The sequence below is a fragment of the Gammaproteobacteria bacterium genome (assembly GCA_009838035.1).
Taxonomy (GTDB): Bacteria; Pseudomonadota; Gammaproteobacteria; order Steroidobacterales; family Foliamicaceae; genus Foliamicus.
The window spans coordinates 253,569-266,558 of sequence record VXSK01000002.1 but is presented as its reverse complement, the minus strand read 5'-3'; the positions used below and the strand labels follow the sequence as shown (position 1 = coordinate 266,558).

Sequence of the window (12,990 nt, the reverse complement as noted above, 5' to 3'; positions counted from 1 at the left end):
CACAGGACATGCTAGCCGGCTTCGTTGCAATCTGCGTGGTTCTGGCCCTGGCGGCGCTGGCCTGCGTTGCGCCCCAGTTGTGGCGCGACCGCGGCAAGCCCGCAAGCACGGCGGCGTTGACCGCTTCGTGCCTGCTGATTCCGGTCCTGGCCGTGCTGATCTACCTGCAGTCCAGCAACTACGAATGGGCCCATGCCGGACTTGAAATGGGTGAAGACGGTTCGCCTCCGAGAGTGGAGGAACTGATCGGTCCGTTGCGCGCGCGACTGGAAGCGTCACCTGACGACCCCAGGGGCTGGATGCTGCTGGGCGCTTCCTACGCCCAGGTGGAGCGTTATTCAGATGCGGCGCAGGCCTTCGACCGGGTGCTGGACCTGACCGGAGGCCGGGACATGGATGCTCTCATGGGCAAGGCCGAGGCGCTGATCCTCGGCAATCCCCAGCGGCTGCTGGAGGACGCCGGCGAAATGGTCGAGCAGGTGCTGCTGGCGGACCCCGCCAATCCCAAGGGACTCTGGTACGGCGGCCTGCGGGCCAGCGCAACCGGCCAGGACATCATCGCGGTGCAGCGCTGGAGGATGATGCTGGAAGGTCCGGTCACGCCCGAGGTGCGGGCGATCGTCGAGGGCGAACTGGATCGCCTGGGAGCGCGCGTTGAGTCGGGCGGGGCCGTCTCCGCCGAAGGCAGCGTGGAGCTTCGCCTGACCTTGGGGCTGCCGGCCACCCCGCCGCCCGGCGCCGTCCTGTTCATCGATGCGCGCATTCCCGGGCAGGCCGGCCCGCCGCTGGCCGCAAAGCGCGTGGACGGTGCGCGCTTCCCGCTGGAAGTCCGGTTGAGCGATGCCGACGCGATGCTCCCTGGCGCAAGAATATCCGACCAGTCCGAACTGGCGATTACCGCCCGGCTATCCGCCAGCGGGCAGATCACTCGCGGCGCCGGTGACTACGAAGCGCAGGCCGCCTGGCAGGCAGGGCAGGGCGCCCTCGAACTCGACCTGATCCATCAGCCCTAAGGCTATCGGCGAAGCCCGGGAATCGCGACCCCCGCGCTTTGCCGCCCGCGAAACTTCCGGGCTGCTACGAGCTGTATTGCTGTTCGACTTCGTGCAGCACGCGGTAGCAGTCGAGTACCTGGGCGACCGATGAGTTAGGTTCGCGGCCTTCCCTGATCGCCGCGAAGAACTCCCGGTCCTGCAACTCGATACCGTTCATCGATACATCGACCTTCGACACGTCGATGGTGTTTTCGTAGCCATCGACCAGGTCGTCGTAGCGCGCGATGTAGGTACCATTGTCGCAGATGTAGCGGAAGAAGGTGCCGAGCGGACCGTCGTTGTTGAACGACAGGGACAGGGTGCAGATCTTGCCGCTCTCCGTCTTCATCTGGATCGACATGTCCATGGCGATGCCCAGTTCGGGATGATGCGGTCCCTCCATACCATTGACCTGGACGATCCTTTCGCCCGCCTGATACTGGAACAGATCGACCGTGTGAGCCGCGTGGTGCCACAACAGGTGGTCCGTCCAGGAGCGCGGCTCACCCGCTGCGTTGATGTTCTTGCGCCGGAAAAAATACGTCTGCACGTCCATCTGCTGAATGTTGAGTTCGCCAGCCGCTATCTTGTTGCGGACCCACTGGTGAGACGGATTGAAACGGCGCGTGTGCCCGCACATGGCGACAAGTCCGGTTTCCCCTTGCTTCGCCAGCACGGCCTCGGCGTCCGCCAGTGAGTCCGCCAGCGGTATCTCGACCTGCACATGCTTGCCCGCGTCCATGCATTGAATGGCCTGATCCGCGTGCATCTGGGTCGGCGTGCAAAGGATTGCCGCATCCACGCCGGGCAGATCGAGCGCCTCGGCAAGGTGAGTCGTTGCGTGCCCGATGCCGTATTGTTCGGCAATCTTCTGCGTTGGCTCAAGCGTTCTTCCGACCACCGAAACGCAGTCGACGCCGTCAATGTTTGCGATGCCGTCCAGGTGCTTCTTGCCGAATGCTCCAGCTCCCGCCAGTACAACCTTCATATTTCCTCCACTTAACTGCTGTTTTCGAGAACGAGATGGCCGACTGCGGTATTCGAAGCCGGCACATGGTAAAAACGATGCCGCTGGACCACCTCGTCGTCCAGCGCGCCGCGCATGATCAGCCACATTACGAGCTCTATGCCTTCGGAACCGGCCTCGCGCACGTACTCGAGATGCGGCTTTGCGGCGAGCCCCCGGGGGTTCGCGACAATCTGATCCAGGAATGCGTTGTCCCATTCCTTGTTGATCAATCCGGCCCGCGGGCCTTGCAGTTGATGGCTCATTCCGCCGGTGCCCCAGACCTGCACGTTGAGGTCTCCGTCGAAACTCTCGATGGCGCGGCGAATGGACTTTCCGAGGTTGTAGCAGCGCTGCCCGGAAGGCGGCGGATATACGACCACGTTGACGGCGAAAGGAATGACCTTGCATGGCCAAGCCTCGGGTTGCCCGAACATGAGTGACAGAGGGACCGTTAGTCCATGGTCGACGTCCATTTCGTTGATCACGGTCAGGTCGAAGTCATCCTGAATAACCGATTGCATGATGTGCCAGGCGAGGTCCGGGTGCCCCTCGACGTTCGGCACCGGGCGCGGCCCCCAGCCTTCGTCGGCGGGTTTGAACTCCTCTCCGCAACCAATGGCAAACGTCGGAAACAAGTCAAGGCCGAACGCCGAGGCATGATCGTTGTAAACGAGAAAAACGACATCCGGTTTCGATTTTGCGATCCATTGCTTCGAGAACTCGTAACCCCGGAAAAGCGGAGCCCAGTAGTCGGTCCCGGTCATGCCCTGGTCGATTGCCGCGCCTATGGCGGGCACATGCGAGGTTGCTACGCCTGCTGTGATCCTGGCCATCTAACTTTCCCCCTTGTACGGGTTGCCTTGCGGGGATCGACCTCCGCTTAGCATCATCTGCCGGTATTCCTCGCGCTTCAGGCCGGTCATGGACGCCGCGGCCTGTTCGAAGGTCTGTCCGTCGGACAGGAAGATCTTGGCAAGGAAGTAGATGTTGCCGCCGTGGCGGATCATGCGGTTGTAGTCGCGATCGAGCACGGCTTGCTTCTGTTCTTCCATCATGGGCCATTCATCGAGATAGGCGCGCTCGTCCGCCGCGAATCGGGCACGATCGGCAGCGTTCATCAGTGACATGCAGAACTGGTTCAGGTGATAGCCCAGACGCGCCTGCTGCGCGTCGAAGATCGTCGTGCCCGGAATGTCGGAGTAGGGCTTATCCGTCGCCATGGCTTGTTTCCTCGGGCCAGTAGAGTGTCATCGGGTTAACCACCAGCAGTTTGTGCTGAAGTTGCTCCGTTGCTGCGATTTTCGGAATGTAATCGACCAGCTTGCCGTCATCGGGCATATACGATTTCATGTTCGGGTGCGGCCAATCCGTGCCCCAGAGCACGCGATCGGGGAAGGCCTCGACTACTCGCCTGGCGAAGGGAATGACATCGTCATAGCCGGGCGGTCCGATTGAACTCAGCCGTTCAGGGCAACTCACCTTCGCCCACATGTTCTCATTCTTGCCCAGGAGGTTGATGAACTGGTCGAACTCGTCCGAGTGCGCGCCTTTCCGCACATCCGGCCTCCCCATATGGTCGAAGACGACCGTGCCGGGAAGGGAAGCAAACAATGGTTTCAACTCGGGCAGGTCCTCCGCCTCCAGGTAAATCACCAGGTGCATGCCTATCGGCTCGATGCGCTCGGCGATTTCCCGGAGTGCCTCAACGGGCAACACGTCCACCAGGCGCTTGACGAAGTTGAAGCGAATGCCTCGCACTCCGGCGTCATGCAGCGCCTGCAGCTCCGCATCCGTCGCGCTGCGCCTGACGGATGCGACTCCGCGGGCCGTGCCGTCGGAGTGGACCAATGCATCGAGGAGCGCGCGATTGTCCGCACCATGACAAGTGGCCTGCACGATGACATTGCGCTTGAAGCCAAGATGGTCGCGCAGTCCCCAGAGCTGTTCCTTGGAGGCGTCGCAGGGCGTGTACTTGCGTTCCGGGGCAAACGGAAAGACGTTGCCCGGACCGAAAACATGGCAGTGCGCATCCACCGCGCCTTCTGGGACGGCGAACTCCGGGCGCGAAGGATTGGGGTGGAAGGCAAGCCAGCCCTCATCCATCTCGAAACGGTTTGCGTTCATCGCCCCTGCACTTTCAGATGCGTATCCAGCCTTGGGTAGACCCGGCGAGCATTCAATTCGAAGACCTTGCGGCGGTCCGCCTTGTCGAGATCGAGAGCGTCGACGTAGCGCTTCGTGTCGTCAAAGTAGTGGCCTGTTTCGGGGTCGATGCCGCGCACGGCGCCGACCATTTCCGATGCGAACAGGATGTTCTCCACATCGATCACCTCGAACAGCAGATTGATGCCGGATTGGTGGTAGACGCAGGTGTCGAAGAAAACGTTCTTCATGACGTGCTCGGACAGTTCCGGCTGCTTGAGCATGTCCGCAAGGCCCCGGTAGCGGCCCCAGTGGTAGGGCGCCGCACCGCCGCCGTGAGGGATGATCAGGCGCAGTTCGGGGAAATCGGCGAACAGATTGCCCTGGATGAGCTGCATGAACGCAGTCGTATCGGCGTTGATGTAGTGCGCACCCGTCGCGTGAAAGCAGGGGTTGCAGCTCGCCGAAACGTGGATCATCGCCGGCACGTCCAGCTCCACGAGTTTCTCGTAGATCGGGTACCAGTAACGGTCGGTAAGCGGCGGTGAGGTCCAGTGGCCGCCGGATGGATCCAGGCTCAGGTTGCAGCCTACGAAACCGAGCTCGTTGACGGCGCGGTCCAGTTCTTCCACGGGGCCCGCCAGCGACTCGTTGGCCACCTGAGGCAGCTGCGCGGCGCCGGCAAAGTACTGCGGATAAAGGCCGATGACGCGGCGGATCAGGTCGTTGTTGGCGCGCGCCCATTCCATGGATGTCGCGGTGTCGCCCAGGTGATGCGCCATCGCTGAGGCCCTGGGCGAGAATACCGTCAGGTCCGCACCGCGTTCGCGCAACAGCTTGAGCTGATTCAGCTCGATGCTCTCACGGATTTCGTCGTCGCTGATCTTTGCCGGTTCAGGTGGCGGCAGGGATGGATCAGTCAGCCGGTCGAGTTGCGCCTTGCGGTAGTCCTGGTGGGGCTTCGGCGCGGTCGTGTAGTGACCGTGGCAATCGACGATCAGCATACTGCGGCTCCCTGCGGTACATAGACGGTTCCGTCCATCAGCTTGCGCGCGGTGCGGAGCAGGGCGGAGCGGGTGATGACATGGCAGCCTTCCCGCTCCGAGATTCCGATGTCCACCGTGAAGCGGCCGGTCGGGTGCTCGATGTCCATTTCGCCGCCCGTAGCGGTGTCCGTGACGCCCTCGACGACGCTTTCCGAGACGCAGCAGGCTGCGGCCACGCCTGCCGCACCCAGCACGCCGATCGACTGGTGAACGCGGTGCGGGATGAACGTTCGCGTGGCCACCACGCCGCCGTGCCGCGGAGGAGCGACGAGGCTCATCTTGGGAACCGTCTTCCCGGTAACGTCTCCGAGGTTCATCATCGGGCCCGCCTGAATGCGAATCGATTCGACCCGGGATTTCAGGGCCTTATCCTGCTCCAGTTCCCCGGGCGACTCATAGCCTGTCTTGCCGAAGTCCGAAGCCCGCATCACGACAACCGGCATGCCGTTATCCACGCAGGTCACGGAGATTCCATCGATCCGGTCGACGGCCTTGCCCGTCGGCAGCAGGGCGCCGCAGTTCGATCCGGCAACGTCCGCGAAATCAATCATGACGGGCGCTGCCGTTCCGGGCACCCCGTCAATGCGCGCCGCGCCTTCGTAGCTGACCTGGCCGCCGGGCGTGCTCACTTTCGAAACCGCGATACCGCCCGAATTCAGCATGCGTATCCGCACCGTCGTTTCCGCAGGATCGGCTCCCACCAGGCCCTTTTCGATCGCAAACGGACCGACCCCGGCAAGTATGTTTCCGCAATTCTGGCCGTCGGACACCAGTGCCTTGTCCACAAAAACCTGCAGAAAAAGGTAGTCGACGTCGGCGTCCGCGTTTTTCGACCCTGAAACCACGGCCACCTTGCTCGTCAGAGGATGAGCGCCGCCCATTCCGTCGATCTGGCGCATGTCGGGCGAGCCCATCGCAGCCAGCAGCAGGCGGTCGCGTGCGGCCTCGTCAGCCGGCAAATTGTCCTTCAGGAAGTACAGCCCCTTTGAGGTGCCGCCGCGCATTACGACAGTTGGAATCGCCGTTTGCATCGCTAGTCTGCGGGTGAACGGCTCGACCTGCCGGTAAGCGGCACGTCAGCCCTCCGATTCGATGTAGCGCAGGCCCTTTTCTGCAAGGGTTTCGCGCATGTTGTACATGTCCAGGCCGAGTTCACCGGCTTCGAACCGCGCACGCTTCTCTTTTTCCTGGGCAACCCGCTGTCTGGCCTTTACGAGCACGGCCTTTGCTTCGGCCTGGCGCACGACCACCACGCCGTCGTCGTCGGCAACGATAAGGTCGCCCGGCGCGATCGTCTGTCCCGCGCAATCAATTGTCGTGTTGACGTTGGCCAGCGTTTCCTTCACCGTGCCCTGGGCGCACACCGCGGCCGACCAGACCGGAAACTGCATCTCGGTAAGCGTGGCGATATCGCGGACGCCCGCATCAATGACCAGTCCACGCACGCCGCGGGCCTGCAGAGAGGTCGCCAGAAGATCGCCGAAGTAGCCGTCATGGCAGGCGCGGGTTGGTGTCACGACCAGCACATCGCCGTCCCGGCATTGCTCTACGGCAACGTGGATCATCCAGTTGTCGCCGGGCGCTACCTCGCAGGTTACGGCCGTGCCGGCAATGGATACCGGCCGGTAGATCGGCCGCAACGCCGGGTCGAGCAGTCCCCTCTGGCCCTGCGCCTCATGCACGGTGGCAACGCCGAAACCGGCGAATTCCTCCGCCATTCCCTGCGCGGAGCGGTCAATCTTCGTAAAGACGATGGACATGAGAAGCTGCTTCCATAAAAAAGTCGGATGCCTATTGCGTGCCGATCTTGTTCGCTGCGCTCAACTATTTCGGTTCAAGGAAGGGAGGAGGATAATGTCTGCCCCCGCGCTCCAGCGTGATCCACCGTAATTCGGTGAACGTATCGACGGAAGCGCGCCCTCCGTGACGGCCGAGGCCGCTGGACTTCATTCCGCCGAACGGAACATGCGGTTCGTCGTTCACGGAGCTGTCGTTCACGTGCGCCATTCCGGTGTGCAGACGGCGTGCGACCTCCAGTCCGCGCTCTTCATCAGCGGTGATGATGCCTGCCGAAAGCCCGTATTCCGTGTCATTGGCAATTGCGATGGCTTCATCGTCATCGGCAGCCGTAATCACGGCAGCTACCGGTCCGAAAGTTTCCACGGAGTACACCTGCATGTCCGCCGTGACCTCGGTCAGCACGGTGGCATCGTAGAAATTTCCGTTACTCGTTCCACCCGCGAGCACTTTCGCTCCCCTGTCGCGCGCGTCTTCAACCTGCGTCCTGATTTTTTCCAATTGGCGCTCGTTGATGATTGGGCCAATAGGGCAGCCTAAATTACGCGGGTTGCCGCTCTTGAGCCGTCGCGCGTTGGCGGCGAAGCGTCCAGAGAATTCCTCGGCCAGCGATTCGGCAGCGATGATCCTTTCAACCGACATGCAGATCTGTCCCTGGTGCATGAAGGAGCCGAAGGTTGCTGCGTTGACCGCCCGGTCCAGGTCGGCGTCGTCAAGTATCAGCAGCGCATCCTTGCCGCCCAGTTCGACGCAAGCCTTCTTGAGCAGGAAACCGGCCCGCGACGCGATTTCGCGCCCCACGGCCGTGGAGCCCGTAAAGCTGATTCCTCGAACATGAGGATTGGATACGAGTTCCTCGCCCACATCGGTGACCCTCTCACGCGAGCAGGTGACGACATTGAGTACGCCGGGAGGCAAACCGGCCTCTTCAAAGACCTGTGCGAAAAAGACGCCGCCGCTCACGGGCGTTTCCTCGGAAGGCTTGAGCACGACGGAATTCCCCACCGCCAGGGCGACGGCAAAGCCGCGGGCTGACAGCAGGGCAGGGAAGTTCCATGGCGAGATAACGCTTACAACGCCGAGTGAGCAGCGCTGCACCATGCTGACCTTGTCGTGTTCGGACGGCAGGATCTCTCCGCTTGTCTGGTACGCGACGGCAGCCGCTGCGCGAAAAATGCCGGGAACATAACCTGATTCGAACATCGCCTTGCCAATCCAGGAGCCGGCTTCGTCGACCAGGGAATCCACGAGATCGTCGCGGCGTGCCTCGACAATATCGGCGGCCTTCAGAAGGTAGCGTGCGCGTTCTGTATGGGGTAGGTTCGCCCATCCGTTGGCCGCCGCGGCAGCGCTTTCGATCGCTTGAACCGTAACCGGCCGGTCGGCATTCGCCACTTGCGTCCACTCCGCTCCATCCGCCGGATTGATAACGGGGAACGTGTCTCCGGGTGCACACCAGGCACCGTCAATGTACATGCTGTGTGCCATCAATTATTCCTCCGAAGCATGCAGGAAGTTGGTCAATCGCGGCCTGTTCCTCCACCGAGATCTCGTCGGTCAGGAGCTCCTCTGACGCGTACGGGGCGCGGCCGGCTTCGTGCGCAAGTAGCCCACGAATGCAATCAGGCCCACACAAACCATTAGGGCCGTGCAACCACCCATCCACAGCATCTCCGTCAGTGCATCACTCATCTTTTACCCCCGGCCCCCGCTTGTCCCCGAAGAAGTGGAAGATCGCCTGCGCAACGACCATGATTGCGAGAATGATCCCAAGGCTTTTCAAGATGATGTCCCAGGCCATCGTTGCTCCTTTCAAGCTCTCGCCGCTTTGTTCATCAGGCCGGGCTTTCCGCCAAACATCGCGTTGCCCAGCGTTGTCACCACGAATCCTGCGCTGAAAGTCACGTAGGCATTGTGTACGCCCGCGAGCCCTACCCAGTCCGCAAGATCCGTGTAAGTCCAAAGTGAATTGAGAATCCAGGCTGCGAGCAAGGCTGCAATCGCGACGTTCTCATTGCGTTTCCAGAACAACCCGTAGACCAGCACCCAGAAGACGGGTGTCATCCACGCCAGGAGCCAGGCGACACCGGCGAGGATAGGGGGCATGAACATGGACGCGACCATGGCCAGCGACCCGAACACGACGATCCCGATCCGCGTTACGCGGGTTACTTCGGCTTCGTTCGCATCCTGCCTGTAGAGCCGCTTGTATATGTCCTTGGCAAAGAGCGTTGACGAGGCCAATGCCGTCATCGCGAAGGTTGAAAGGATCACACCCACAAATGCGGCCAGCAGGACCGCAGCGAGCCACGGCGGCAGGAGTTCAACGAGCATGGCCGTGGTCGCTACCTTCGGGCCGCGATCGGCGAACTCGGGCAACGACATGGCGGCAAGAGCCAGGATCACCGCAAAAACGGCGAACATGCCGTTAACCGGGGCCGCGATCCACATCGATCGCACCAGTGTCTTCTCGGACTTCGCCGACATTGCAGTCTGCAAGGTCATCTGGCTTACTGACTGACTGACTGCGATCGCAATGATGATGGGCAAGCCAAAACCGATTATGACTCCAAGGTCGCCGATCGGAGAGAGCGAAGGGCCGTTTTCTGCGGCCCGATGGACCTCGGCGACCGTGTTGTAGCCGTCCCCTGGCAGGGCGAAGCCAATGAAGATGACCGACAGGATGATGGCGAAATACATTACCGCCGCATTGATGATATTGAGAAAGCTGATTTCCCTCATTCCCGCCAATATCACGTACAGGACACCGAGTACGCCTCCAACGATGCAACCGACTTGAATCGGCCAGCCGGTCATCGTGTAGAAGAGCACGCCCAGCCCCTGGGCTTCCAGGGTGATGATTCCGAAAATGGCGCCGATCATGGCACTGCTCACCAGGAGACGCGTACGCAGTCCGTAGCCCGACTCGAGAAACTCGGGCACCGTGGACATCTTCAGCCGCCGCACCCAACGGCCCGTTGCCAGGCAGATTACCGACAACAGGATTACATGCGCGAAACTGAACCACAGGACGGGCGCGCCTAGATCCCAGGTCATTTCGAACACGCCGATCACATGCACGGCTCCGAGAACCGTTAGCGCCAGCGTCAATGCAACTGCGGGAACCGGAAGGCCGTGGCCCGCGTGAGTGAACGATTCCTGGTCCGCGAGCTTTCGGCGAGCCTGGATTCGGGCTACCCACACGCCGACACCGACAATCGTGATCAGTTCATAAGCGATGACCGCCAACAGGATGCCTTGTCTCATGCGTTCTTCCTGACGAACACGGTTACAAATCTAGTTGTTCGGAAGCGAAAAGTCTGGTATCTGGACGCCCAAATGCTGGCTTCTGAGTGCAACTGAAGTTGCGGCCAATGAGCGAAACGTGCCGAATTCACGTCCGGTTATATTCAAATCAGGGCACTGGGTTTGGCTTCGTGGTGGAGCGGCTATTCGATACGGGTTCGGTGCCTGCAAAATTCCCACGCCCGAGCTATCTGAGTTCCGTCATCCATCACGGGGCCGAGCTGAATGCCTGGGACACTATGGCCTTGGGTTTCTGAAGGCTGACGGGCTCATTCCATGCTTGCGACGAAACACATGGCCAAAGTGCGAAGCGTCTTTGAAACCCCACATATGAGCGATTTCCGATATCGTGAGATTGCTGTATTGCGGCGCTGCCAACATCTCCTCGCAACGCAATAATCGACACGCCATTATGTAGCCCGAGATGGTACCTTCCTCGGTCGCGAACAGCTGATGAGCGTATCTTGGTGAAATGCATGCGGCTGCCGCAACTGTTGCAGGCGCCAAGGATGCATCGGACAAATGTGCGTCGATGAAGCGCTTCATTCGAATCAGGTGCCCCGTCCGAATCGAAGACTCCGGGATCTCCTTGATGGCATCGTTATTGAATGCCAGCATCACCAGGTCGACGATCTGCTTGCCAAGTTGCATGGCCGCCTCATCCTTGATTCCGTGGCGGCCTTCCCAGACATTGACAATGAACCGGGAAAGCAAATTTCCAAGGTCGCTCTTTGCGGACACGAACGCGCCGGCCAGGACATGAACATTAGGTATTCGAGACGACAGAAGCGCCAGCGGTATTCGAACAACCAGCATTTCATGCAGCGCCCGATGGTTGCTGAACAGGTTGAGGCGGTAAGGTTGAGTGCAGTCGCATATCTCTATATCGCCCGCACTCAGAATCGTGTCCGCGCCATTGTGGTAGAGGGTTGAGCGTCCCTTGTATTGCAGATGCAGCAACAGGACTTCTTCGGTTGCCTCCGAGATTTCCCTTCTTGTCAGCTGTACTTCGCTCTCCTGCGCAAGTGCGGACGCAATCGATATCGGCCCAAAATCGCGTTGAGCAAGCTTGCCGGTAAATCCTTCGATGTCATGCGAAGCCTTTCGGATCTGCAAATTCGTAAAGGCCTTACAGACGTGATCGGCCCAATACTCCAGTTGGGCTTGTGCCGGCACGACGCTCGTGTCGAAAATCCGCTCCCCCAAGTCTCACGCTCCCATCATCTCCGTCTCAGTATACTTCCTTGCCTCATCAGAACGATCCGCAATCAATAGTGAACAAATGACCACTCTACCTCTCATCACACGAATGCCGCTGGTCCTGGCACTTGTCGCGTTCGCTTGCGCCAATGCAGGCGATTCCCTGGAGCCTATTGAGGTCAACATTCACCAGCCTGATCGCGTTGACCCGGGCTTTCTCTTCTGGCACCAGTCCGACGAATTGCAGCAGGATGTCGAGAACATCAGTGTTCTCGTTGACTCTACCGGCAAACTTGTCCACACATGGCCGACCAACCTCACGGGCGGCGGAACGCCTGCCTACCTGCTTGACGGAGGCCGGGTCCTGAGGACCGGGATTCTTGATCGCAGGAATGTCGCGGGCGGGCCGATCGCCTCGACGGACGCGATTCAGGTGGTCGATGCCCACGGTAATGTCATCTGGCAGTTTCTGGCGACGCAGCTCGAAAATACGCTGTTCCACCACGACATGGAGCCGATGCGGAACGGTCATTTTCTGGTAACGACGTACAAGCGTCTGTCAGCCGGCGAAGCAAGGGCTCTAGGATGGGACGCCGACGGACGGGACGAAGTGTGGGCCGATGGAGTGATGGAGCTTGCACCCAATTTCGAAACCGGTGGAGGCGAGATTGTCTGGGAATGGAGTTTCGCGGACCACCTTATCCAGGATCGATTTCCGGACGCTCCCAACTACGGCGTAATTGCTGAGCATCCGGAGCGAATTGATCCGCACTTTCCGGAGTCCTATGCGCCGCTCGACACCGTAAGGCAACACATCAATTCCGTCGATTACAACGCGGACCTCGACCAGGTGCTGCTAAGCTCATTTATCTACGACGAAATCTGGATTGTCGGGCGCAGCGGCGAAATCCTTTTTCGGTACGGCAATCCGGCCGCCTACGACATGGGAATCGCCAACGACAGAGTTTTTCTGAAGCAACATGACGCGAACTGGATCGACGAGGGACTACCGGGCGCGGGCAATATCCTGGTCCACAACAACAACACAATTATCCGGCCGCGACGTCCTGCGCAGCCTTCCGCCGAAAACATGCGCGATATCGGCGAAATCGAAGTTGAGGAAACCCGCAGCAATGTGTACGAGTTGACGTTACCCAGTTTGGATGGAGGCACTTACAGGCGCCGTGAAAACTCAGCCTATGAAGCCGAAACCGCCTGGTACTGGGAGCACCCCGACTATTTCGCCGATTTTCAGGGCGGGGCGAGACGCCTGCCGAACGGCAACACATTGATTTCCGACACGACGGACTATCACGTGGTGGAGGTGGCCTCCGACGGCGAAATCGTCGCCGAGTACAAGGGAACTACCCCGGTATTCAAGGCGTACAAGTATCCGGCCGCACACATCTCCGCATTGACGGACGTAACCGATCAGGGCTTGTTAACGCCCTGATTT

At 60.4% G+C, this 12,990-nt stretch carries 12 protein-coding genes; 2 read left to right on the top strand and 10 right to left on the bottom strand.

The features are described 5' to 3' along the window. The first annotated feature begins 8 nt into the window (after window positions 1-8). Window positions 9-1,013, top strand: a complete 1,005-nt coding sequence (locus F4Y72_01205; GenBank protein ID MXZ26906.1) for a hypothetical protein — start codon at window positions 9-11, stop codon at window positions 1,011-1,013. A 64-nt stretch (window positions 1,014-1,077) separates the two neighbouring features. Here F4Y72_01205 and F4Y72_01200 read toward each other — a convergent pair whose 3' ends face one another. From F4Y72_01200 to F4Y72_01155, 10 genes are all read right to left on the bottom strand, one after another. Continuing rightward, a complete protein-coding gene (locus F4Y72_01200; protein ID MXZ26905.1) occupies window positions 1,078-2,022 on the bottom strand; it encodes a Gfo/Idh/MocA family oxidoreductase in 945 nt (314 codons plus the stop codon). A gap of 11 nt (window positions 2,023-2,033) precedes the next feature. After that, window positions 2,034-2,876: a protocatechuate 3,4-dioxygenase gene (locus F4Y72_01195; GenBank protein ID MXZ26904.1), complete on the bottom strand. Its 843-nt coding sequence runs from the start codon at window positions 2,874-2,876 to the stop codon at window positions 2,034-2,036. Beyond that, complete coding sequence (ligA, locus tag F4Y72_01190; GenBank protein MXZ26903.1) at window positions 2,877-3,263, bottom strand: protocatechuate 4,5-dioxygenase subunit alpha; 387 nt, start codon at window positions 3,261-3,263, stop codon at window positions 2,877-2,879. Continuing rightward, window positions 3,250-4,146, bottom strand: a complete 897-nt coding sequence (locus tag F4Y72_01185) for an amidohydrolase family protein (GenBank protein ID MXZ26902.1) — start codon at window positions 4,144-4,146, stop codon at window positions 3,250-3,252. The genes ligA and F4Y72_01185 overlap by 14 nt, the downstream gene beginning before the upstream one ends. Before the next feature lie 17 nt (window positions 4,147-4,163). Then, complete coding sequence (locus F4Y72_01180) at window positions 4,164-5,186, bottom strand: amidohydrolase (protein ID MXZ26901.1); 1,023 nt, start codon at window positions 5,184-5,186, stop codon at window positions 4,164-4,166. After that, on the bottom strand, window positions 5,183-6,262 hold the full coding sequence (locus F4Y72_01175) for a 4-oxalomesaconate tautomerase (GenBank protein MXZ26900.1): 1,080 nt from the start codon (window positions 6,260-6,262) through the stop codon (window positions 5,183-5,185). Before F4Y72_01175 ends, F4Y72_01180 begins: the two co-directional genes overlap by 4 nt. Before the next feature lie 45 nt (window positions 6,263-6,307). Next, a complete protein-coding gene (gene ligK, locus F4Y72_01170) occupies window positions 6,308-6,991 on the bottom strand; it encodes a 4-carboxy-4-hydroxy-2-oxoadipate aldolase/oxaloacetate decarboxylase (protein MXZ26899.1) in 684 nt (227 codons plus the stop codon). Window positions 6,992-7,055: 64 nt separating this feature from the next. Continuing rightward, window positions 7,056-8,504, bottom strand: coding sequence for an aldehyde dehydrogenase family protein (locus tag F4Y72_01165; GenBank protein MXZ26898.1), 1,449 nt, complete (start codon window positions 8,502-8,504; stop codon window positions 7,056-7,058). Between the two features lie 336 nt (window positions 8,505-8,840). Next, window positions 8,841-10,295 carry a sodium:solute symporter family protein gene (locus F4Y72_01160; GenBank protein ID MXZ26897.1) on the bottom strand — a complete coding sequence of 485 codons (1,455 nt, stop codon included), beginning with the start codon at window positions 10,293-10,295 and terminating at the stop codon, window positions 8,841-8,843. A gap of 276 nt (window positions 10,296-10,571) precedes the next feature. Further along, on the bottom strand, window positions 10,572-11,540 hold the full coding sequence (locus tag F4Y72_01155) for an AraC family transcriptional regulator (GenBank protein MXZ26896.1): 969 nt from the start codon (window positions 11,538-11,540) through the stop codon (window positions 10,572-10,574). Here F4Y72_01155 and F4Y72_01150 point away from each other — a divergent pair. Then, window positions 11,518-12,987 carry a hypothetical protein gene (locus tag F4Y72_01150; GenBank protein MXZ26895.1) on the top strand — a complete coding sequence of 490 codons (1,470 nt, stop codon included), beginning with the start codon at window positions 11,518-11,520 and terminating at the stop codon, window positions 12,985-12,987. The two genes, F4Y72_01155 and F4Y72_01150, sit on opposite strands and share 23 nt — an antisense overlap. Window positions 12,988-12,990 lie beyond the last annotated feature (3 nt).